Origin of the sequence: Citrobacter sp. Cb041 (genome assembly GCF_030336655.1) — a bacterium.
Classification (GTDB): domain Bacteria; phylum Pseudomonadota; class Gammaproteobacteria; order Enterobacterales; family Enterobacteriaceae; genus Citrobacter; species Citrobacter braakii.
This window is the reverse complement of sequence record NZ_JAOWDD010000043.1, coordinates 371,755-393,326: the sequence shown is the minus strand read 5'-3', so window position 1 is coordinate 393,326 and position 21,572 is coordinate 371,755. Positions and strand designations below refer to the sequence as shown.

23 protein-coding genes, 1 pseudogene and 1 riboswitch are annotated in these 21,572 nt (G+C 51.6%); of the genes and pseudogenes, 11 read left to right on the top strand and 13 right to left on the bottom strand.

Annotated elements, in window-relative coordinates; all coding sequences use genetic code 11:
• Positions 1 to 2 precede the first annotated feature (2 nt).
• Positions 3 to 1,055 carry a class I fructose-bisphosphate aldolase gene (gene fbaB / locus OGV52_RS22675; protein WP_047359140.1) on the bottom strand — a complete coding sequence of 351 codons (1,053 nt, stop codon included), beginning with the start codon at positions 1,053 to 1,055 and terminating at the stop codon, positions 3 to 5.
• A 252-nt stretch (positions 1,056 to 1,307) separates the two neighbouring features.
• On the opposite strand from fbaB, the gene OGV52_RS22670 reads away from it, so the two are divergent.
• The 3 genes from OGV52_RS22670 to OGV52_RS22660 are packed head-to-tail and all read left to right on the top strand — an operon-like array spanning position 1,308 to position 4,548.
• Positions 1,308 to 2,585, top strand: coding sequence for a nucleoside permease (locus OGV52_RS22670; protein WP_049269027.1), 1,278 nt, complete (start codon positions 1,308 to 1,310; stop codon positions 2,583 to 2,585).
• Positions 2,582 to 3,586 carry an ADP-ribosylglycohydrolase family protein gene (locus OGV52_RS22665; protein ID WP_019077202.1) on the top strand — a complete coding sequence of 335 codons (1,005 nt, stop codon included), beginning with the start codon at positions 2,582 to 2,584 and terminating at the stop codon, positions 3,584 to 3,586. Before OGV52_RS22670 ends, OGV52_RS22665 begins: the two co-directional genes overlap by 4 nt.
• Positions 3,583 to 4,548: a PfkB family carbohydrate kinase gene (locus OGV52_RS22660; protein ID WP_287109200.1), complete on the top strand. Its 966-nt coding sequence runs from the start codon at positions 3,583 to 3,585 to the stop codon at positions 4,546 to 4,548. Before OGV52_RS22665 ends, OGV52_RS22660 begins: the two co-directional genes overlap by 4 nt.
• Here OGV52_RS22660 and OGV52_RS22655 read toward each other — a convergent pair.
• From OGV52_RS22655 to thiM, 3 genes are read right to left on the bottom strand one after another with little or no spacing between them, the layout of a single operon-like run.
• The gene (locus OGV52_RS22655) at positions 4,522 to 5,268 is read right to left on the bottom strand and encodes a GntR family transcriptional regulator (protein ID WP_016153677.1); all 747 of its coding nucleotides are present in this window, start codon (positions 5,266 to 5,268) and stop codon (positions 4,522 to 4,524) included. The two genes, OGV52_RS22660 and OGV52_RS22655, sit on opposite strands and share 27 nt — an antisense overlap.
• Before the next feature lie 41 nt (positions 5,269 to 5,309).
• On the bottom strand, positions 5,310 to 6,110 hold the full coding sequence (thiD, locus tag OGV52_RS22650) for a bifunctional hydroxymethylpyrimidine kinase/phosphomethylpyrimidine kinase (protein ID WP_016156956.1): 801 nt from the start codon (positions 6,108 to 6,110) through the stop codon (positions 5,310 to 5,312).
• Positions 6,107 to 6,895 (bottom strand): hydroxyethylthiazole kinase, encoded by a 789-nt coding sequence (gene thiM / locus OGV52_RS22645; protein ID WP_287109198.1) that lies wholly within the window; start codon positions 6,893 to 6,895, stop codon positions 6,107 to 6,109. The genes thiD and thiM overlap by 4 nt, the downstream gene beginning before the upstream one ends.
• Positions 6,896 to 6,926: 31 nt before the next feature.
• A riboswitch (TPP riboswitch) is annotated at positions 6,927 to 7,023 on the bottom strand.
• Positions 7,024 to 7,175: 152 nt separating this feature from the next.
• Between thiM and OGV52_RS22640 the strand changes: the two genes are divergently transcribed.
• The 3 genes from OGV52_RS22640 (at position 7,176) to OGV52_RS22635 (ending at position 8,367) form a co-directional block, all read left to right on the top strand.
• Positions 7,176 to 7,328, top strand: coding sequence for a hypothetical protein (locus tag OGV52_RS22640; RefSeq protein ID WP_287109197.1), 153 nt, complete (start codon positions 7,176 to 7,178; stop codon positions 7,326 to 7,328).
• Between the two features lie 148 nt (positions 7,329 to 7,476).
• On the top strand, positions 7,477 to 7,785 hold the full coding sequence (locus OGV52_RS23615) for a DUF8093 domain-containing protein (RefSeq protein WP_479415308.1): 309 nt from the start codon (positions 7,477 to 7,479) through the stop codon (positions 7,783 to 7,785).
• An 81-nt stretch (positions 7,786 to 7,866) separates the two neighbouring features.
• Positions 7,867 to 8,367 (top strand): YrhA family protein, encoded by a 501-nt coding sequence (locus tag OGV52_RS22635; protein ID WP_047501006.1) that lies wholly within the window; start codon positions 7,867 to 7,869, stop codon positions 8,365 to 8,367.
• Between the two features lie 353 nt (positions 8,368 to 8,720).
• On the opposite strand, the pseudogene OGV52_RS22630 reads toward OGV52_RS22635, so the two are convergent.
• Positions 8,721 to 8,925, bottom strand: a pseudogene (locus OGV52_RS22630) (IS3 family transposase); the annotation flags it as partial.
• Between the two features lie 140 nt (positions 8,926 to 9,065).
• Between OGV52_RS22630 and OGV52_RS22625 the strand changes: the two are divergent.
• Positions 9,066 to 9,398 carry an RcnB family protein gene (locus OGV52_RS22625; protein WP_287109196.1) on the top strand — a complete coding sequence of 111 codons (333 nt, stop codon included), beginning with the start codon at positions 9,066 to 9,068 and terminating at the stop codon, positions 9,396 to 9,398.
• A 314-nt stretch (positions 9,399 to 9,712) separates the two neighbouring features.
• Here the strand turns inward: OGV52_RS22625 and apbC are convergent, their stop codons facing one another.
• The gene (apbC, locus tag OGV52_RS22620; protein ID WP_016153686.1) at positions 9,713 to 10,822 is read right to left on the bottom strand and encodes an iron-sulfur cluster carrier protein ApbC; all 1,110 of its coding nucleotides are present in this window, start codon (positions 10,820 to 10,822) and stop codon (positions 9,713 to 9,715) included.
• 164 nt (positions 10,823 to 10,986) lie between these two features.
• Here apbC and metG point away from each other — a divergent pair, with 164 nt between their 5' ends.
• Positions 10,987 to 13,020, top strand: coding sequence for a methionine--tRNA ligase (gene metG / locus OGV52_RS22615; RefSeq protein ID WP_181221519.1), 2,034 nt, complete (start codon positions 10,987 to 10,989; stop codon positions 13,018 to 13,020).
• A gap of 211 nt (positions 13,021 to 13,231) precedes the next feature.
• Positions 13,232 to 13,690 (top strand): YehR family lipoprotein, encoded by a 459-nt coding sequence (locus OGV52_RS22610; protein WP_200051541.1) that lies wholly within the window; start codon positions 13,232 to 13,234, stop codon positions 13,688 to 13,690.
• A 42-nt stretch (positions 13,691 to 13,732) separates the two neighbouring features.
• Here the strand turns inward: OGV52_RS22610 and OGV52_RS22605 are convergent, their stop codons facing one another.
• Genes OGV52_RS22605 through OGV52_RS22595 form a run of 3 tightly spaced genes read right to left on the bottom strand, consistent with a single transcriptional unit; the run spans position 13,733 to position 16,651 of the window.
• The gene (locus OGV52_RS22605; protein WP_016156965.1) at positions 13,733 to 14,203 is read right to left on the bottom strand and encodes a YehS family protein; all 471 of its coding nucleotides are present in this window, start codon (positions 14,201 to 14,203) and stop codon (positions 13,733 to 13,735) included.
• Between the two features lie 46 nt (positions 14,204 to 14,249).
• Complete coding sequence (gene btsR / locus OGV52_RS22600) at positions 14,250 to 14,969, bottom strand: two-component system response regulator BtsR (protein ID WP_016153690.1); 720 nt, start codon at positions 14,967 to 14,969, stop codon at positions 14,250 to 14,252.
• Positions 14,966 to 16,651, bottom strand: coding sequence for a sensor histidine kinase (locus OGV52_RS22595; RefSeq protein WP_016153691.1), 1,686 nt, complete (start codon positions 16,649 to 16,651; stop codon positions 14,966 to 14,968). Before OGV52_RS22595 ends, btsR begins: the two co-directional genes overlap by 4 nt.
• A 225-nt stretch (positions 16,652 to 16,876) precedes the next feature.
• On the opposite strand from OGV52_RS22595, the gene mlrA reads away from it, so the two are divergent.
• Both mlrA and OGV52_RS22585 read left to right on the top strand, forming a co-directional pair.
• Positions 16,877 to 17,608: an HTH-type transcriptional regulator MlrA gene (mlrA, locus tag OGV52_RS22590; RefSeq protein WP_016153692.1), complete on the top strand. Its 732-nt coding sequence runs from the start codon at positions 16,877 to 16,879 to the stop codon at positions 17,606 to 17,608.
• Between the two features lie 74 nt (positions 17,609 to 17,682).
• Positions 17,683 to 17,790: a protein YohO gene (locus OGV52_RS22585; protein WP_003027354.1), complete on the top strand. Its 108-nt coding sequence runs from the start codon at positions 17,683 to 17,685 to the stop codon at positions 17,788 to 17,790.
• On the opposite strand, the gene OGV52_RS22580 is transcribed toward OGV52_RS22585, so the two are convergent.
• From OGV52_RS22580 to osmF, 4 genes are read right to left on the bottom strand one after another with little or no spacing between them, the layout of a single operon-like run.
• Positions 17,771 to 18,502, bottom strand: a complete 732-nt coding sequence (locus tag OGV52_RS22580) for an ABC transporter permease (protein WP_049281973.1) — start codon at positions 18,500 to 18,502, stop codon at positions 17,771 to 17,773. The two genes, OGV52_RS22585 and OGV52_RS22580, sit on opposite strands and share 20 nt — an antisense overlap.
• Positions 18,486 to 19,433, bottom strand: a complete 948-nt coding sequence (locus OGV52_RS22575) for an ABC transporter ATP-binding protein (protein WP_016153694.1) — start codon at positions 19,431 to 19,433, stop codon at positions 18,486 to 18,488. Before OGV52_RS22575 ends, OGV52_RS22580 begins: the two co-directional genes overlap by 17 nt.
• A complete protein-coding gene (locus OGV52_RS22570) occupies positions 19,426 to 20,592 on the bottom strand; it encodes an ABC transporter permease (RefSeq protein WP_287109195.1) in 1,167 nt (388 codons plus the stop codon). The genes OGV52_RS22575 and OGV52_RS22570 overlap by 8 nt, the downstream gene beginning before the upstream one ends.
• A gap of 15 nt (positions 20,593 to 20,607) precedes the next feature.
• On the bottom strand, positions 20,608 to 21,525 hold the full coding sequence (gene osmF / locus OGV52_RS22565) for a glycine betaine ABC transporter substrate-binding protein OsmF (RefSeq protein WP_287109193.1): 918 nt from the start codon (positions 21,523 to 21,525) through the stop codon (positions 20,608 to 20,610).
• Positions 21,526 to 21,572 lie beyond the last annotated feature (47 nt).

Genomic DNA, 21,572 nt, shown 5'->3' with positions numbered 1-21,572 from the left:
AATCAGGCAATGGTGACTTTGCTATCCAGATAAACATCCTGCACGGCGTTAATCAGCTTAACGCCGTCAGCCATGGTTTTCTTGAATGCTTTTCGTCCAAGAATCAGCCCCATGCCGCCAGCACGTTTGTTAATCACCGCCGTACGTACCGCATCGCTCAGATCGGTTTCGCCGCCAGCCGCACCGCCAGAGTTAATTAATCCGGCGCGCCCCATATAGCAGTTCGCCAACTGATAACGCACCAGATCGATTGGGTTGTCGCTGGTCAGCTTGCTGTAAACGCGATCGTCGGTGTAGCCAAAGTTGACTGCTTTATACCCGCCGTTATTTTCCGCCATTTTCTGCTTAACGATATCCGCCCCGATAGTGGCTGCCAGATGGTTAGCCTGCCCGGTGAGATCGGCGGAAACATGGTAATCCACGCCATCTTTTTTAAACGCGGAGTTACGCAGATACGCCCACAGCACGGTGACCATGCCCAGTTCATGAGCACGCTCGAACGCCGCAGAAATCTCTTCAATCTGGCGACGGGACTCCTCTGAACCGAAATAGATGGTTGCCCCTACCGCAACCGCGCCCATATTGAATGCCTGTTCTACGCTGGCATACAGCGTCTGGTCAAACGTATTGGGGTAGCTCAGCGTTTCGTTGTGGTTAATTTTTACAAGAAACGGAATGCGGTGCGCGTAGCGACGGGAGACGGAAGCCAGCACGCCATAGGTCGATGCCACGCAGTTACACCCTGCTTCGATAGCCAGTTCCACAATATTCTTCGGATCAAAGTACAGCGGGTTAGCCGCGAACGATGCCCCCGCGGAGTGTTCCACGCCCTGATCCACCGGTAGAATCGACAGATAACCTGTCCCGGCCAGTCGGCCCGTGTTATACAGCGTTTGCATATTACGCAGCACCGCTGGCGGACGGTTGTTATCCACCATCACGCGATCGACGTAATCATGTCCAGGCAGGTAAAGTTGGTCAGAAGGAATGGTCATACAACGATGCTGTAAAAGGTTGTCGGCATCTTTGCCAAGCAACTGCGTAATATCAGTCATAGCTATGCTCCCGTAAGTTCCGATTTGAAACCGGAATGTGGATTGTCCTGACCCGCTTTGTTGCGGGCAGCAATAAGCCTGGTACCGACTGCGTTTTTTTTCCATCTTTAGCGCACTTTTCAGCAACTTCTGCTGGCTCGATTCAGGAAGAAATAATGTTAAGGCGGTCAAATTTAGACCTCAAAGGTATTTTAAAGGTATTATCGAATGGTACTATCAGTGCGTACCTTACCTGTCATGAAGGATTTAAAGATGAAAACTACAGTTAAGCTGTCGTTCATGATGTTTATAGAGTGGTTTATCTGGGGCGCCTGGTTTGTACCGCTGTGGCTGTGGCTGAGTAAAAGTGGCTTTAGCGCCGGGGAGATCGGCTGGTCCTACGCCTGTACCGCGATTGCTGCGATCCTGTCGCCCATCCTGGTCGGTTCTGTCACTGACCGTTTTTTCTCCGCGCAAAAAGTGCTGGCGGTGCTGATGTTCGTCGGCGCTATTTTGATGTACTTCGCCGCCCAGCAAACCACCTTCAGCGGATTTTTCCCACTGTTACTGGCCTATTCGTTGACCTATATGCCGACGATTGCGCTGACTAACAGTATCGCTTTTGCCAATGTCAGTGACGTTGAACGTGATTTCCCGCGCATCCGTGTGATGGGGACCATTGGCTGGATCGCCTCTGGTTTGGCCTGCGGTTTCTTACCGCAAATGCTTGGCTATAGTGACATCTCCCCTACCAATATTCCTCTGCTAATCACTGCCGGAAGCTCGGCTCTGTTGGGCGTCTTTGCGTTCTTTTTACCGGATACACCGCCGAAAAGTACCGGCAAAATGGATTTCAAGGTCATGCTGGGTCTGGATGCGTTGATCCTGCTGCGGGATAAGAACTTCCTCGTCTTTTTCTTTTGCTCTTTTCTGTTCGCGATGCCGCTGGCGTTCTATTACATCTTCGCCAACGGTTATCTGACAGAAGTCGGGATGAAAAACGCCACCGGCTGGATGACGCTGGGCCAGTTCTCTGAAATCTTCTTTATGCTGGCGCTACCGTTTTTCACCAAACGCTTTGGCATTAAAAAGGTATTGCTGCTTGGTCTTATTACTGCGGCTATCCGCTACGGATTTTTCGTTTACGGCGGCGCGGAAGAATATTTCACTTACGCTCTGCTGTTTCTCGGCATTCTGCTGCACGGCGTCAGTTACGACTTCTACTACGTCACAGCCTACATTTATGTCGATAAAAAAGCGCCCGTACATATGCGCACCGCGGCGCAAGGGCTTATCACCCTCTGCTGTCAGGGATTCGGTAGCCTGCTCGGTTATCGTCTGGGCGGCGTGATGATGGAAAAAATGTTTGCTTATCAGGAACCGGTGAATGGTCTTACCTTTAACTGGGCTGGCATGTGGGGATTTGGCGCGGTCATGATCGCCGTCATTGCCGTAATGTTTATGATTTTCTTTCGCGAGTCAGATAAAGAAATCACCGCCATTAAGGTGGACGATCGCGATGTAGCGTTGAAACAAGGGGAAGTAAAATGAAAGCAGAACGTATTCTCGGTGCTCTTTATGGGCAGGCGTTAGGGGATGCGATGGGTATGCCGTCGGAACTGTGGCCAAGAACCCGGGTTAAAGCCCATTTCGGTTGGATCGACCGTTTTTTACCCGGCCCTGCGGAGAATAATGCCGCCTGCTATTTTAACCAGGCGGAGTTCACTGATGACACCTCCATGGCGCTGTGTCTGGCTGATGCCCTGCTTGAGTGCGACGGAGAGATTGTACCCGACGTTATTGGCCGCAATATTCTGGCCTGGGCCGAACGTTTTGATGCTTTTAATAAAAACGTGCTCGGCCCGACCTCAAAAATTGCGCTAAAAGCCATTCGCGACGGCAAACCTGTCGCCGAACTGGAAAATAACGGCGTTACCAACGGAGCGGCAATGCGCGTTTCACCGCTGGGATGCCTGCTCCCCGCGCGCGATCTCGATGCCTTTATCGATGATGTGGCATTAGCCTCCAGCCCGACGCATAAATCGGATTTGGCTATCGCTGGCGCAGTGGTGGTCGCATGGGCGGTATCACGCGCTATCGATGGCGGAAAATGGTCAGAGATTGTCGACGCGCTGCCAGCCATTGCCCGACATGCGCAGCAAAAAAGGATCACTACCTTTAGCGCATCGCTCTCTGCACGCCTTGAACTGGCGCTGAAAATTGTCCGTAACGCTGACGGCATTGAGTCTGCCTGCGAGCAGTTGTATCAGGTTGTAGGGGCCGGAACCAGTACCATTGAATCCGTGCCATGCGCCATCGCTATGGTTGAGCTGGCGCAGACCGATCCTAACCGCTGCGCCATTCTGTGCGCGAACCTCGGGGGCGATACCGACACCATCGGGGCGATGGCAACTGCCATTTGTGGCGCGCTCCACGGCGTAAGTGCGATTAATCCGGCATTGAAACATGAGCTCGATGCGGTAAATCAGCTGGACTTTATCCGCTACGCCAGTGGATTGATGCGACTGCGCGAGCAGCGGGAGGCACTATGAGCACCACGCGTCTGCAACAACTTCTCCCGCAGTTACGCACACAGCGACCCGTTACGGTGGTGGGTGCGGCGGTGATTGATGTCATTGCCGATGCGTATGCCCTTCCCTGGCGCGGATGTGACATTGAACTCAAACAGCAAGGGGTGAACGTTGGCGGCTGCGCGCTCAATATCGCCGTAGCACTCAAGCGGTTAGGTATCGACGCCAGTAATGCTTTACCGCTGGGTCAGGGGGTGTGGGCCGATATTATCCGCAACCGGATGGCAAAAGAGGGACTGCACAGCCTGATCGATAACGCCGCAGGCGATAACGGCTGGTGTCTGGCTCTGGTCGAGCCGGATGGCGAACGTACCTTTATGTCCTTTAGTGGCGTCGAAAATCAGTGGAACGCTGACTGGCTGGCACAGCTGGAGATCCCACGTCACAGCCTGGTTTATCTCTCGGGCTATCAGTTAGCCTCTCCGTGTGGTGAGTTGCTGGTGCATTGGCTGGAAGGGCTGGAGGAAGTGACGCCGTTTATCGATTTTGGCCCACGCATCGGCGACATTCCCGAGCCCTTACTGGCAAGAATTATGGCCTGCCGTCCACTGGTATCGCTCAATCGGCAGGAGGCGGAAATTGCCGCCGAGCGGTTTGCATTAAGCCAGGATATAGAAGGTTTTGGCGCACAATGGGTGCAACGTTTTGCCACACCGGTGGTGGTACGCCACGATAAAGACGGTGCGTGGTATTTCAGCACACAAACTTCCGGTTGCGTACCGGCATTTGCGACAGCGGTCATTGATACCATTGGCGCTGGTGACAGCCACGCTGGCGGCATGCTGGCGGGACTGGCGTCTGGCTGGTCGCTGGCTGACGCGGTACTGCTTGGAAACGCCGTGGCGTCCTGGGTGGTAGGGCATCGCGGGGGCGATTGCGCCCCTACGCGCGAGGCGTTACTCCTCGCACACAAACACGTATAGATCGCTTCGACAATAGCTGATGCTGTATTCAATGGGCCGTTGCTGCTGGTCAAGCGCTACCTGCTTGATCACCAGCACCGGCACTTTGCTGTCCATTTGAATGTGCGCCTGGAACTCTGCGTCAGGCATTCGGGCACTGACACGTGAGCGAGTGCGCTGCGGGAAAATATGCTGGCTGCGAAAATAGTCATACAGTGAAACGCCGATGGCATCCACGTCATGGATTAGATGGGCAGGAACCCATGACTCTTCAATAGAAACCGCATCTTCATCTACGTAGCGAATGCGCTTGAGCAGGAAGACGTCACTCCCCGTGGCAACAGCCAGCTGCTGCGCTACCTCTTCCGGGCAAGGCACAATCCGCTTGTTAACCCACAGCGTATCTGGTTTTTTACCGCGCAACACCACCTGCTGTGAAAAACCACGCGCTTCTTTTAGCGAATACTCGAAGATGTTGTTGATCTGCGTCCCGTAACCGCGGGCGCGCGTCACGACGCCTTCTTCTTCCAAAGCCTGCATCGCCTTACGAACCGTAATTCGCGAAACGCCGGTCAACTGGCTGAGATCGCGCTCGCCGGGCAGGATGTTTCCATGCTCCAGAATCCCGCTGCGCACAGCGTTTTTCACCGTTTGCGCAAATTTCATATACAGCGGCGTGTTATCTGCCGCGGAAATACGTTCATTCAGTTGCGCGATAAGCTGGGTATGCGCTTGTTCCATTTATCTTTTTCCTGCAGCCGTTTCTGCAGCCAGTATACTCATTACCACCACGCGTGGAAATGATGCACCGGACCAATTCCCTCACCGACTTCCAGGGTGTCGGCCTGCGCCAATGCCGCTGAAAGCCACAACTTAGCTTCCTGCACTGTCTGTGCCCAGTTGTCATGGCGCGGACGCAGCGCCGCCAGTGCCGCCGATAGCGTACAGCCAGTACCGTGGGTATTTTTGGTCATCACCCTTGGCGCGGTAAAACGCTGCTCGCCATCACGGGTAAAGAGCCAGTCGGGGCTTTGCGCATCCTCCAGATGACCGCCTTTCATCAACACCGCCTCGCAACCCAGCGCCCGCAGCGCCCTTCCCTGCTCTAACATCTCCTGCTCAGTCTGCGCATGGGGAGCCCCGAGCAGCGCCGCAGCTTCGGGTAAATTTGGGGTGATAATCGAAACCTGCGGCAGCAAATGGGTACGCAGCGTTTCAACCGCCGAAGGAGACAGCAACGGATCGCCGCTTTTCGCCAGCATCACGGTATCCAGCACGACATTTTGCACCCGATGGCGACGCAAGCGTTCGGCGACCGCTTCAACAATATCCGTTTCCGCCAGCATACCGATTTTAGTGGTGTCGATACGCACATCACTGAACACCGAATCCAGCTGTGCGGCGACAAAGTCAGGTTCAATGCGATACACCGACTGCACCCCGCGCGTATTTTGCGCCACCAACGCCGTGATAACCGAGCAGCCGTAAGCGCCAAGCGCCGAGAACGTTTTTAAATCGGCCTGAATACCTGCGCCACCGCTTGGATCGGTTCCGGCAATGGTTAATGCGTTAATCCGTTTCATAGTTGCTCCTGCGCATTCAGGTTATAGAGGGCGTCGATAAATGCCGGGACAAAACTGCCCGGTCCGGTTGATTGTTGAGTGGCTATTTGTCCAGCCTGTTTCATCCAGCTACAGGCAGAGGCGACGTTATCAAGCTGGTCACCGTGCAGGGCGCAGCTGGCTGCAACGACCGCCGACAGCGCGCATCCGGTGCCCACCACGCGCGTCATCAACGGATCACCGCCGTTCACGCAGACGGTACGCTGACCATCGGTGACATAGTCAATTTCGCCGGTAACCACGACAATGGTCCCAACCTGACGAGCCAGTGCCTGCGCTGCAGGAAGCGCAGCGGCTGCCGTATCGGTCGTATCCACGCCGCGTCCCCCACCGTTCATACCCGCCAGAGCCAGTATTTCCGAAGCGTTGCCGCGGATAGCCGCAGGCTGTAGCGCCAACAAATCCAGACAGAAGCGACGACGAAACTCCAGCGCCCCCACGGCAACGGGATCGAGCGTCCACGGGGTTTTAGCAAGTTGTGCCCGCTCAACTGCGGCGCGCATCGCCGTAGCCCGTTCCCGGGTTAAGGTGCCGACGTTAATCAGTAATGCACTGGCAATAGCCGCGAACTGACTGGCTTCCTCGGGCTCGATTACCATTGCAGGTGATGCGCCCAGCGCCAGCAGCGTATTGGCCGTAAAGCTTTGCACGACCTCGTTGGTCATGCAGTGTGTGAGAGGGGAAAGCGTTCTAAATTGGTGTAAGGTGTGAGCCGCGAGTGTGCGGCTGTGCAGGTCAGGCTGCATGGTTCAGCTCCTGCCCGCGCGAAGAAGGGACACGAGCAGTGTCAGACTTCCCTACGCTGGCATTATCCAGATCAGGTGGTACGGGTATTTCTCAGCCTTCACCAGGAAGGGCACCCCGAGTCATTTAGTTACATAAATTCCAATAATATTAACAGCGTAGAGGAAGTAGCTTGCTAAAGCAAGCCCCTGACCGGCGTCCTGTAAACATCCCGCATAATCGTGCCATTCACATCTAGAGATATCTTCCAGCATACTCAATCTGCCAACGAAGGAGATCGCTATGCGTAAAGCCCGTTTTACTGTGCATCAGATCATCACCGTGGTTATGTCGGTTGAAGGAGCCGTAGGTTCTTTCACATTAGATATCATTCAAGTAAATTTTACTCACAACTATAGTTTCTGTTCAAAGGACAGAAGAAAAGAAGGGTTTTAATCAGTGAATAAAATAATTAACCTGAATCATTTCCAAGTTTGCATTTCACCCATGAAACCAATGAATATCATTTGAAGCATTCACAATCTAAATAATTGACCACGCATCGGCCGATGATAATATACTTTTTACTTCATGAAGGTTTTACATGAGAGAATTTAGGCTTATCCGGGCATGGGATGCCGGAAGGGAGCTAGCCCCTGAGGATTTTCAGCATATATTGATCCCTTTCAGAGCTTTCGATGAATCACGAATCTATTACGAATTAGACGCAGAAGAGTATCACTATACAAAAGTACCCTCTATTTATGATATACCAGAAAGGAAACGGAACATTGTTTATTATACTCATCCATATAAGAGGAAGCATCGAGCTATGGCTGATGAGGTATATGACAATACACAACGCAACATAGATGAAGGCTGGTTCATTGGGATTAATAAATCTCGTAATTAGAATTATTACTGGAATCATTTTTATTTTTGGGCTGTGCCAACTGGTTCAATTTATCTGCTAAATTAATTATTAGGAATTTAAATGAGTAATAATATTAGTGAAATCCTGAATGATTTGAAAAGCAAAATGACCAACTGGAATTATCCAATAGAAGAGCCTATCACAGACCAATACATTTTGAGTATAAATAAGCGAAAATCAACTTCTATCTTAAGTCCAACACTTGATAAGCTAGGTGATGAAGTTTACTTATTATTAGTAAATCAACCTGATTATGTTACATTTTTAGAAACAATGGATGGATTTGAATTTGATGGCTTAATCTTATTTAGCCTATCCATACCAGAGCCATTAGTAAGAAACTTGTTTATTATGAATGATTTTTATAGGGATAATGATGATTACATCAATCCTGATTTAAGTGAGCGATTAGTGATTGGCAATGATAGTATCTCTATATTTACTTACGATAGTAAAACAAACCTTTTTGAAATTAGAGATAATGTAGGCACCGAAAATGTCTTTGGATCATTCCCTAACTTTACAGATTTCTTATCAGAAATATTAGATACAGTAGCTTAAATTATGGAGGGGCTATAACGCCCCTTTTTTCTTATTAATTTTTAGCTAAGGAGTCATTTTGTTAATTACAAAAAATGATCTAGATGAATTCGGTGAGTTAGCAAACCAATTCATTAGCAGTAGCGATCGTGCTTCATTAACTGCACTTCACTAAAAACGATTTATAATTCCCCCATCCTTTATATGAAATACATTATCTAATTAGTGTGAAATATCTGTTTTATCACTAGAAAATATTCTGCTCCGAATTATTTTAAATATCTTTAACTTTTCTGAATCTAAACTTTATGGCTTTAATTATCCAACCGTTTACCGCTACGATAAAATTAAAATCGTATAGTTAAATTTATATATATGTCCGTTACCCAACGTTCATCCGGTGCTTCCGGATTGAACTGCCGCTGGAGCCTGTTGGCGTCACGATACTGGCCTCCCCTTTACGCGCTCGTAGGCTTCGGTCCCCGACCTGAGCCTTTTCCCGGGACACTTCATCAGCCGCCAGACCCGATTAATCGCACACTGTTGTTCGCTATCTTGCAGTTCGTGATGGATCTTGCGCTCGAGATTGTCGTAATTCTGTACATTCATTTACACTTTTTACGAAATGACTGGCGTGAACACAAAAAAGTTCTTGTCAGATGCCCTATAAGCCAGGAATGATACACGACTGATGTTGATGACCCGAACAGGTAAAGAGGATGGGTATGAAGAATAAAATGTTGCTGGGTGCACTCCTGCTTGCAAGCAGCGTCGTCTGGGCCGCGCCGGCCGCAACAGCTGCTCCCACCGGAATTGATAAGTATGAGTTGAGCGGTTTCATCGCCGACTTTACCCATTTTAAACCTGGTGACACGGTCCCACCGCTGTACCGTACTGACGAATATGCGATTAATCAATGGAACCAACGCAACCTGCCAGCCCCTACCGCCGGTACCCACTGGACCTACATGGGTGGTGCGTACGTCCTAATCAACGATGCTGACGGTAAGATCATTAAAGCCTACGACGGCGAGATTTTTTATCATCGTTAATAGAAAAAACACGTACTTTCAGCAAGAAAGTACGTGAAATACCCGCAAGTCAATTAGTCATAAGATACTGCAAATATCACTTAATGTTGTCAGAAGTACTCGATAAATTCACGAGATTAACTGCCTCGCTAAAACTAATTAGCATTATAGATTAATATGAGCAATTTAATCAGTTTAAATGATATATTGAAGATATTTATTCAGGAAAAGACATAAATTATACAGTCTGAATAAATAATAACGTTAAATTTTGACCCAACATATTCACCACATCAATTAATTATTGATGCAGTGAATATTTTTAACGCTATTAATTACACCGCGCGGAAAGCAATTTCACCCGGGATCACTTCCCCTTGCCAGTAGAGCTGGGCAGCGACACGTCCTGCCAGGTCGCGGTAAATGGCGGTAAATTCGCTGTCAGGACGGCTGATGACCGTCGGCGTACCACGATCCAGGTCTTCACGCAGAGAAATATGCAGCGGCATCTGTCCCAGCAGTTGGGTGTGATACTGCTCAGCCAGTTTCTGCGCGCCACCGGTGCCGAAGATTGGCTCGTGATGACCGCAGTTGCTGCAAATATGCATACTCATATTCTCAACAATACCCAGCACTGGCACTTCGACTTTTTCGAACATCACGATGCCTTTTTTCGCATCGATCAGCGCGATGTCCTGCGGAGTGGTCACCACAACCGCACCCGTGACCGGAATGTTTTGCGCCAGCGTCAACTGGATATCACCCGTACCCGGCGGCATATCCAGTACCAGGTAATCAAGATCCGGCCATAAGGTTTCTTGCAGCATCTGCAGCAGCGCTTTGCTGGCCATCGGGCCACGCCACACCATCGCATTATCGTCAGTAACCAGATAACCAATAGAGTTTGTCGCCAGGCCGTGAGACATGATCGGCGCCATATGGGTACCGTCTGGAGAGGTTGGACGCTGGTTTTCCGCACCGAGCATCGTCGGGATTGACGGGCCATAAATATCGGCGTCCAGTATCCCTACCTTCGCCCCTTCCGCAGCCAGCGCCAGCGCCAGGTTCACGGCAGTAGAGGATTTACCCACGCCACCTTTACCCGAACTGACGGCGATGATGTTTTTTACACCATTAATGCCCGGCTGGTTTTTCACGCGTTTCAGCGTCGCAATGTTATGCGACAGTTTCCAGTCGATCGCTTTCGCACCAGTAATACGCAGCAGATCGGCGCTACATTGCTCTTTTAAGTCCTCAAACGCGCTCTGCCAGACAAACGGCATGACCAGCTCAACGTGCAACGTGTCATCCATCCAGGCGACGTGATGCAACGCTTTAAGCGTCGTCAGATTATGCTTCAGGGTTGAATGCTGAAAATTCGCCAGCGTCCCGGCAACCATCGCGCGCAGGGTCTCTGGTGATTTGGCCTGGGATTGTGCGTTCATCCCGACTCCTTTTTGTTGTTCTGAAAATACAATAGTCACCAGGTAGTTTACTCCAACCGCAACAATTATTCATTTACGGATAAATGCCCTTATCGCTTGGCGCAGTAATTACCATTTTGGTACTATCAAAGCCCTTTTCACTACAAAAGAAGTAATTGCCCACTATGACTCAAGTCGCGAAGAAAATTCTGGTAACGTGCGCGCTGCCGTACGCCAACGGCTCTATCCACCTCGGCCATATGCTGGAGCACATCCAGGCTGATGTCTGGGTCCGTTACCAGCGAATGCGCGGCCACCAGGTTAACTTCATCTGCGCGGACGACGCACACGGTACGCCAATCATGCTGAAAGCACAGCAGCTTGGGATCACGCCAGAGCAGATGATCGGTGAAATGAGTCAGGAGCATCAGACTGATTTTGCGGGTTTTGACATCAGCTATGACAACTACCACTCTACGCACAGCGAAGAGAACCGTGAGCTGTCTGAGCTGATTTATACGCGCCTGAAGGAGAACGGTTTTATTAAGAACCGTACTATCTCCCAGCTTTACGATCCGGAAAAAGGCATGTTCCTGCCGGACCGTTTCGTTAAAGGCACCTGCCCGAAATGTAAATCTCCGGATCAGTACGGCGATAACTGTGAAGTCTGCGGCGCAACCTACAGCCCGACCGAACTTATCGAGCCGAAATCCGTCGTTTCTGGCGCGACGCCGGTAATGCGCGACTCCGAACACTTCTTCTTTGACCTGCCGTCATTCAGCGAGATGCTGCAGGCCTGGACACGCAGCGGCGCGTTGCAGGAGCAGGTCGCCAACAAAATGCAGGAATGGTTCGAATCCGGCCTGCAGCAGTGGGATATTTCCCGCGATGCCCCATACTTCGGTTTTGAAATCCCGGATGCGCCAGGCAAGTACTTCTACGTCTGGCTGGACGCACCAATTGGCTATATGGGTTCGTTCAAAAACCTGTGCGATAAGCGCGGCGACACGACCAGTTTTGATGAGTATTGGAAGAAAGATTCCAACGCTGAGTTGTATCACTTCATCGGTAAAGACATCGTCTACTTCCATAGCCTGTTCTGGCCGGCAATGCTGGAAGGCAGCAACTTCCGTAAGCCGACCAACCTGTTTGTACACGGTTATGTGACGGTAAACGGTGCGAAGATGTCCAAATCTCGCGGTACCTTCATTAAGGCCAGCACCTGGCTGAAGCACTTTGACGCCGACAGCCTGCGTTACTACTACACGGCGAAGCTTTCTTCGCGCATTGATGACATCGACCTGAACCTGGAAGACTTTGTCCAGCGTGTAAACGCCGATATCGTCAACAAAGTAGTCAACCTGGCATCACGTAACGCAGGCTTTATCAGCAAGCGTTTTGACGGCGTACTGGCGGCTGAACTGGCCGACCCGGCGTTGTATAAAACCTTCACTGACGCTGCTGCGGTGATTGGCGAAGCATGGGAAAGTCGTGAATTTGGTAAAGCTATCCGTGAAATCATGGCGCTGGCCGATGTGGCAAACCGCTACGTTGACGAACAGGCTCCGTGGGTCGTTGCTAAACAGGAAGGCCGCGATGCCGACCTGCAGGCGATCTGCTCCATGGGTATCAACCTGTTCCGCGTCCTGATGACTTACCTGAAACCGGTTCTGCCAACGCTTGCTGAACGTGTAGAAGCTTTCCTGAACAGCGAGCTGAGCTGGGATGCCATTAAGCAACCGCTGCTCGGTCACAAGGTCAACACCTTTAAGGCGCTCTACAATCGCATCGACATGAAACAGGTTGAAGCGCTGGTGGAAGCGTCGAAAGAAGAAGTGAAGGCCGCTGCCGCACCAGTAACCGGCCCGCTGGCGGATGACCCGATTCAGGAAACCATTACCTTTGACGATTTCGCCAAAGTTGACCTGCGCGTGGCATTGATTGAAAACGCCGAGTTTGTGGAAGGTTCTGACAAACTGCTGCGTCTGACGCTGGATCTCGGTGGCGAGAAGCGTAACGTCTTCTCTGGTATTCGTTCTGCCTATCCGGATCCGCAGACCCTGATTGGACGTCAGACCATTATGGTTGCTAACCTGGCACCTCGTAAGATGCGCTTCGGCATTTCTGAAGGGATGGTCATGGCGGCAGGTCCTGGCGGGAAAGATATCTTCCTGTTAAGCCCGGACGAAGGCGCAAAACCTGGCCAACAGGTGAAATAAATCAGACATCTCGAGCGCTGCAACTGCAGCGCTTTTTTTTTGCTGAGGGATTTACCTTTAATCTTAAACACACTCCCCCACTCCATTTTCGGACTGCTTAGCCATCGCTATTAGATTTATTCTATACTGCTCTGCTATTAAGGCCGCCCGGCCCCATCATATTCATTAGAATTATTATTTAGCATTCGATATTCATAAAATGGAGTTTTACATGACAGCGTTACAAAAATTAGTTTCTCTCGCCGTGGCATCGGTTGTGGTTTTTTCCCTGGCGGGTTGTGGTGAAAAAGAAGAGACGAAAACATTCAATGCCAATCTTAACGGTTCGGATATCACCGTCTCTTACACCTATAAAGGTGACAAAGTTCTGAAACAAAGCTCCGAAAGTAAAATCAGCTATGCGTCTGTCGGCGCCAGCAATAAAGAGGAAGCCGCAAAAGTATTCGACGCGTTAAGCGCCAAATATCAAAATATTGCAGGCGTAGAAGAAAAGCTCACCTATACAGACACCTACGCGCAGGAAAATGTCACTATCGATATGGAAAAAGTCGATATAAAAGCGTTACAGGCAATTTCCGGGATGAAGCTTTCTGAGAAAGCCGATAAAAATATCAGCATGAAGCAAATGCAAACGGTAATGGAATCGGCAGGTTTTAAAGAGGTGAAATAACATCCTGGCGACCCGAAATTCATCGCGGTCGCCAGCGTCGTTTTACGCTTTCGTTTTGTGCACTCGCGACGTCAAACCCCGCAGGAAATAACGCAGAAACTGATCGCCGCATTCGCGATAGTTCTTATGGTCCGGCGCGCGCATCATGGCGGTAATTTCCGGCATCGACACACGAAACTTCTGCTCGGTCATAATGGCCAGAATATCATCGGTTTTCAGCGAAAAGGCGATACGCAGCTTTTTCAGCACCGTATTGTTGTTAACACGACGCTCAAGCGCCAGTTCCGGCGCAGACTCGTCTTTACCACGCAGATGATAAATCAGACCGTTTAAAAATCCGGAGAGAATGATATCCGGGCAGCGAATAAACCCGGCTTCATCTTCTTTTGTCATCCAGGTATCAAAACCTGCGGAGGTGGATTCCATGTCAGCAAGCGCAAGAATACGCACCATGTCGTTATTGTTCGCTTTCAGGGTGTAGCGCAGGCTACGAAGAATATCGTTACTTAGCATAGAGCCTTCAACTGTCGGTGATGCAATGGCGCGCAGTGTATCAGTTTTACAGTCCAATCGCCTCTTTTAGACTTTTAAGATAACGGCGACTTACCGGAACTGTCAGCCCGTTGCGTAAAATCAGTTCGGCCTGACCGTTTTCTTCCAGACGGATCTCCCGCAATTGCGCCATATTCACCAGATACTGCCGATGGCAGCGCAGTAAAGGTGTACGGCTTTCCAGCGTTCTGAGCGTCAGTTCGGTGAAACCTTCTTTACCATCGCTGCTGGTCACATACACGCCGCTCATGCGGCTGCTGATAAACGCCACGTCATCCATTTGCAGCAGATAGATTCGGCTGTGGCCGCTGCACGGAATAAACTTCAGCGCCTGCTGATTCTCCGGCAGTAGCGATACATCCTGTTTTGTGCGCTCCTGACGCAAACGGCTCAGCGTTTTTTCCAGTCGCGCCTCTTCAATCGGTTTGAGAAGATAATCAAACGCGTGTTCTTCAAAAGCTTTCACCGCATATTCATCAAACGCAGTAAGGAAAACAATATACGGACGATGCTCAGGATCAAGCATGCCAACCATTTCCAGACCGCTGATACGCGGCATCTGAATATCAAGGAACAGGACATCCGGACGCAGTTTATGTACCGCGCCGATGGCTTCCACCGCATTCGAACATTCGCCGACGATCTCGATGTCGCTTTGCGCCTGCAACAGGATCCGCAGATTCTCCCGCGCTAACGGTTCGTCATCGACAATCAGCACTTTGATCATGCCAGTTCCTCCAGAGGAAGTCGTAAAGTGATTCGGGTAAAGCGGTCAGGTTCACACGCTACGCTGATGCCAAAATCGTCGCCAAACCGCTCGCGCAGTCGTTTATCAACCAGATTCATACCCAATCCGCTGGCCTCAGACGTTGGCTGATACAACCCGGCGTTATCTTCAATATCCAGCATCAGATACTGCCCTTCGCGGCGGGCGGTAATCGACACTTCGCCGGTATCCAGTAGCTGAGAGGTACCGTGCTTAATGGCATTCTCCACAATAGGTTGTAGGGTAAAGGCAGGTAATTGCTGATACGAAAGCGCATCTGGCACCGTCAAAGTCACCTGCAGGCGCGACTGAAATCGTGCCTTTTCAATTTGCAGATAGGCGTTAACGTGCTCAATTTCATCAGCCAGCGTCACAATCTCCGACGGACGTTTTAAGTTTTTGCGAAAGAACGTCGACAGATACTGCACCAGTTGGCTGGCCTGCTCGCTATCACGTCGGATCACGGCTTTGATGGTGTTGAGCGCATTAAACAAAAAATGGGGGTTCACCTGTGCATGCAGGAGTTTGATTTCCGACTGCGTGAGCATCGCTTTTTGCCGCTCATACTGCCCGGCCAGAATCTGCGCCGAAAGCAACTGGGCGATCCCTTCCCCCAGCGTGCGGTTGATCGAGCTAAAGAGGCGGTTTTTGGCTTCATACAGTTTGATGGTTCCCATCACCCGCTGGTTTTCCCCCCGCAAAGGGATCACCAGCGTCGAGCCTAATTTGCATTGCGGGTGCAAAGAGCAGCGGTAAGGGACTTCATTCCCATCGGCATACACCACCTCTCCGGTTTCTATCGCCCGTTGGGTGTACGACGACGAAATAGGTTTTCCGGGTAGATGGTGATCGTCACCAATGCCGGTAAATGCCAGCAGCTTCTCGCGGTCGGTAATTGCCACAGCACCGATATCCAGCTCTTCATACAGCACCTGAGCGACCTTCATGCTGTTAACCTCGTTAAACCCCTGGCGCAAAATACCCTCCGTTGAGGCGGCAACTTTGAGCGCAGTGGCGGAAAAAGCAGAGGTATATTTTTCAAACATCGCCCGTTTATCGAGCAAAATACGCATAAATAAGGCTGCGCCCACGGTATTCGTCACCATCATCGGCGCGGCGATATTACTGACCAGCCGAAACGCATCGTCAAACGGCCGGGCGATTAACAAGATGATCAGCATCTGCACCAGTTCGGCGACAAAAGTAATGGCACCCGCGGTCAGTGGACTAAAGACTTTATCGGTACGACCACGACGGGTGAGCACGCTGTGCACCAGTCCGCCGAGCAAACCTTCCACAATGGTCGAAATCATGCAACTGAGCGCCGTCATTCCGCCCATTGAATAACGATGTAAGCCACCGGTTAGGCCGACCAAACCGCCGACCACTGGGCCGCCAAGCAGCCCGCCCATCACCGCGCCGATAGCGCGGGTATTAGCAATAGAATCATCAATGTGCAGCCCGAAATAGGTGCCCAAAATGCAGAAAATGGAAAAGGTAACGTAGCAAAGCAGCTTGTGCGGGAGCCGGATCGTGACCTGCATCAGCGGGATAAACAAACGCGTTTTGCTCATGAGCCACGCGATAACGAGAAACACACACATCTGCTGAAGCAGCAGCAACACCAGATTAAACTCGTACATACCTGCCAACCACACATCACTTAAAAGCGCGTAACATACATGGGCTGCGCGTAACTTTCTTTGAAGTGTTGCAAAAAAAAAGGAATTTGTGAGAACGATCACTCGAAAGCGCGAGCATGACTACAAATTCACCCATTTATTGATCAAAAAACAGACAAAACTACCTGGTTCGCAAAAGAGCGTCTAAAGTAAAACTGGGACCTCGCGAGCATAAGTGAGACGACGATGGCGCTTTACACAATAGGTGAAGTGGCTTTGCTTTGTGATATCAACCCTGTCACTTTACGCGCGTGGCAGAGGCGTTACGGATTACTGAAACCGCAGCGAACAGACGGCGGGCATCGCCTGTTTAACGACGCGGATATCGACCGGATCCGTGAGATAAAACGCTGGATAAATAACGGCGTTCAGGTCAGTAAGGTAAAAATGTTGCTCAGCAATGAGAACATTGATGTGCATAACGGCTGGCGCGAACAGCAAGAGACGCTGTTGAGCTATTTGCAAAGTAATAATCTGCATAGCCTCAGGATGTGGATCAAAGAGCGCGGTCAGGATTATCCCGCACAAACGCTCAACACCCATTTGTTCATTCCGTTACGCCGCCGCCTGCAATGTCAGCAGCCGATCCTGCAGGCGTTACTGGGGATCCTCGACGGTGTCCTCATCAACTACATCGCGATTTGTCTGGCCTCGGCGCGCAAGAAACAGGGGAAAGATGCCCTGGTTGTCGGCTGGAACATTCATGATACCACCCGCTTATGGCTGGAGGGTTGGGTAGCCAGCCAGCAGGGATGGCGCGTTGACGTCCTCGCCCACTCGCTAAACCAATTGCGACCAGAGCTGTTTGAAGGGCGAACCTTACTGGTCTGGTGCGGTGAAAGCCAAACGCCCGCTCAGCAGCAACAACTGAACGAATGGCGCGCGTTAGGTCACGATATTTATCCGCTCGGTATTTAAAGCCAACCAGGATCGGATCTTAATATTCTGTTAACAAACGTGTACAATCCTTAGATTCACATAAGGAGTGCATAATGAGCGCAGCTAAAATCGGTGTCATTACCCTCTTCCTGCTGATGGCCATCGGCGGTATCGGCGGCGTCATGCTGGCAGGCTACACATTCATTTTACGTGCCGGGTAAGGTGGCTCGCTAATCGCTCAAACCCGCGGTCAACTATCACCGCAGCCAGCGCGACCAGCAGCGCCCCCTGAATCACATAGGCGGTATTGAACCCGCTCAGGCCGATGATAATCGGCGTGCCCAGCGTGTTCGCACCGACGGTTGAGGCTATCGTAGCGGTGCCAATATTAATAATCACCGACGTGCGAATTCCCGCCAGAATAACCGGTGCCGCCAGCGGCAACTCCACTTTCCGCAGCCGCTGGCCCTGACTCATGCCCATTCCGCTGGCGATATCCATCACGCTGGGAGAAATTCCGCCGAGTCCCGCCAGAGTTGCCTGCAAGATTGGTAACACGCCATACAAAATCAGCGCGATAATCGCGGGTTCAAGCCCAAACCCCATCACCGGTACGGCGATCGCCAGCACGGCGACCGGAGGAAATGTCTGCCCCACGGCGGCAATCGTTTCCACCATCGGCCTGAATTCCGCGCCCCAGGGCCGGGTTACCGCTATTCCCGCTCCGGTGCCAATGATGACGGCAATAAGGCTTGAAATCCCCACCAACGCAAAATGGCTCAACGCCAACGCCGTAAAACTTTCCTGCTGATATACGGGACGCGGCAGCGTCGGAAATAGCGAACTAAACAGGGCCTGACTGTGAGGCAACCCCATCAACAGGATCAGAAACAGCGCAACAAGCCATAGCAATGGATCAGCAAGACGTTTCACGGGTCGGCGTCTCCGAAAGCAAATCGCGAAAATGAAGCGTCCCGCAGGGCAACCCCTGCGGCGTCACGACCGGCAAGACATCGCAGCCACGCGCCACGAACACCGACAATGCATCACGTAGCGTCATCTCATCCACCAGCGGCTCGCCGTCTGAGTGTTCGCCGCGACGGATAAAATCCCCTACCGTACGCAGCGACAACAGCCTTACGCCCAGTTCACTGCGGCCAAAAAAAGTTTGCACGAAATCATTCGCTGGCGCAGTAAGCATCGACAGCGGCGTACCTTGCTTCACAACTTTTCCCGCATCCATCAAAATCAGATGCTCCGCCAGTCTCAGCGCCTCGTCGATATCATGCGTCACCAGCACAATGGTACGACCCAATAAACGATGGATACGCGTCATCTCCTGCTGCAGCGCGCCGCGGGTGACCGGGTCCAGCGCGCCAAAAGGCTCATCCATCAGTAGCACCTGTGGATCTGCGGCCAACGCACGCGCAACTCCAACCCGCTGCTGTTGTCCGCCGGAAAGCTGATGCGGATAACGGTGACGTAAACTCGCCTCGAGGCCCAGCAGCGCCATTAGTTCATCTGTTCGGTCATCAATACGTGAACGTGACCACTTTTGCAGCTGCGGTACGGTGGCAATATTCTGCGCGACGGTCCAGTGGGGAAACAAACCAATAGACTGAATCGCGTACCCCATGCGCCGTCGTAACTCCAGCACCGGCAGGCTGCGGATCTCCTCCCCGGCGAAACGGATCTGCCCGCTGTCATGTTCAACCAGCCGGTTGATCATCTTTAGCGTGGTAGACTTGCCCGAACCTGACGTGCCAATTAATACCGAAAAGCTGCCCTCTCCTAACTGCAGGTTAAGGTCGTCGACAGCTTTTTGTTGGCCATAGGTTTTACTGACATGGCGAAATTCAATCATTATTCGATACCTTTAGCAGCGCGATCCCTAAATCAAACAGCGCATCAATCAACACAGCCAGCACAACGACCGGGATCACGCCCAACAGCACTAAATCAACGGCGCTACTGAGCAATCCCTGAAAGACCAGCGCGCCAAATCCCCCTGCACCAATCAGCGCGGCTATCACCGCCATCCCCACCGTCTGGACCATCACCACTCGCAAACTGCGCAAGAAGACCGGCAGCGCCAGTGGAAACTGCACCGAGATAAACCGCTGACGCGCGCTCATCCCCATCGCCCGGGCGCTTTCAAGTACATCGCGTGGAACCTGATTCAATCCAGCCACTACGCCGCGAACCAGCGGTAAAAGCGCATACAGCACCAACGCAATAAGCGCAGGCGTCAGACCGGTTCCCGCTACGCCAAGCGAACCCAGCAAGGGAAAGTGCTTCACCAGTCCGGCAAGCGGCGCAATTAACAGGCCAAACAGCGCGACGGAGGGAATAGTCTGGATGATGTTCAGTACCGCGAATACTGGCCCCTGACGGGAGACAGAAAAAGTACACCAGACGCCCAGCGGCACGCCAATGAGCAGCGCGGGCACCACGGTAGCGAACAGAATCGTCAGATGCTGCGCCAGCGCGTCGTTAAAGACATCCTGGCGATTGGCATATTCTTTAAGCAGAGAAAGATCGTTAAACGTACCGGAGAGCAGTAACACCAGCGGCAAAATGAATATTTGTGCGTGCAATAACCAACGCCACGACGCCCGTTCGGTGATGCGACGAATGGCGTCACTGGCTGCCAGCAGCATCAGTCCCAGCCCTAACCAGAACCCGCTGCCCAGGCTGGTTCTGGCCAGCGGGCTACCCGTCTGAGCCAGATACGTTGCCGTTGTGCCGGCGATGACCAGCGCCGCAATCACCAACAGTTGGCTAACGATAAGCGTCAATATATTGCCGGATTTTCCCGGTACAAAGCACAGAAGAAACAGCAACACACAGGCCGCCGCTAATCCCCACGCCATGTCGGGTCGGATATCCCAGAGTTGACGACCTTCACCGGAAACCAGGCGATTGGGAGCATAGCTAATGAAAGGAAGCGCTGCCGCCGCGATGGTAAGAAACACCAGCAGCAACAGCACCCGATTTACTGAAATATTCGACAAAACACCCACCTGCTGCAAACTCCGTTACTTCACCCATCCTTTTTGCTTCAGGTAGTCTGCTGCGACTTTTTTCGCATCCAGCCCCTCCACGGCGATACTGGCATTCAGCCGTTGCAGCGTTTTTTCATCCAGGCTGGCAAATACCGGTTGTAGCCATTCTGCCATTTGCGGGTAGTCCTTCAGCACCGATTCACGCACAACGGGCGCTGGCGCATAAATGGGCTGGACCCCTTGCGGATCGCTTAATGTTTGCAGACCGAGCGCCGCAACCGGACCGTCGGTACCGTAGGCCATCGCCGCATTGACCCCAGAGGTCTGCTGCGCCGCTGCTTTAATCGTCACAGCGGTATTCCCCCCCGCCAGCGACAACAGCTGATTCTGATTCAGTTTGAAATCATAGGCTTTTTCAAAGGCAGGCAGCGCGTCAGCCCGTTCGATAAATTCCGCAGAGGCGGCAAGTTTGAACGTCCCCCCGTCTTTCAGGTAACGGCCTAAATCGGCAAGGGACTCAAGCTTATTCTTTTGTGCGATATCCTGGCGAACCGCAATGGTCCAGGTGTTGTTGGCGGGCGCAGGCGTTAGCCAGATCAGCTTATTTTGCTCTGCGTCCAGCTTTTTCACTTTGTCATAACCAGCCTGCGCATTTTTCCATGCAGGATCATTCTCATCTTTAAAAAAGAATGCGCCATTGCCGGTATATTCCGGATAAATATCCAGTTCACCAGAGGTGATTGCCCCACGCACCACCGGAGTGGTACCCAGCTGTACTTTATTAACGGTTTTCACGCCGTGACTTTCGAGCACCTGCAAAATAATGTTGCCGAGCAGCGCCCCTTCGGTATCTATTTTTGAACCGACCGTGACGGGTGACGCGGCCTGTAAGGGCAAGCTGATCGCGGCTAACAACGCCAGCGAACCCACCCAAACGTTTGAAATTATCATGCTGCACTCCTCATTCTTTTACGGCCCTTTTCAGAGACTTGAGGAAA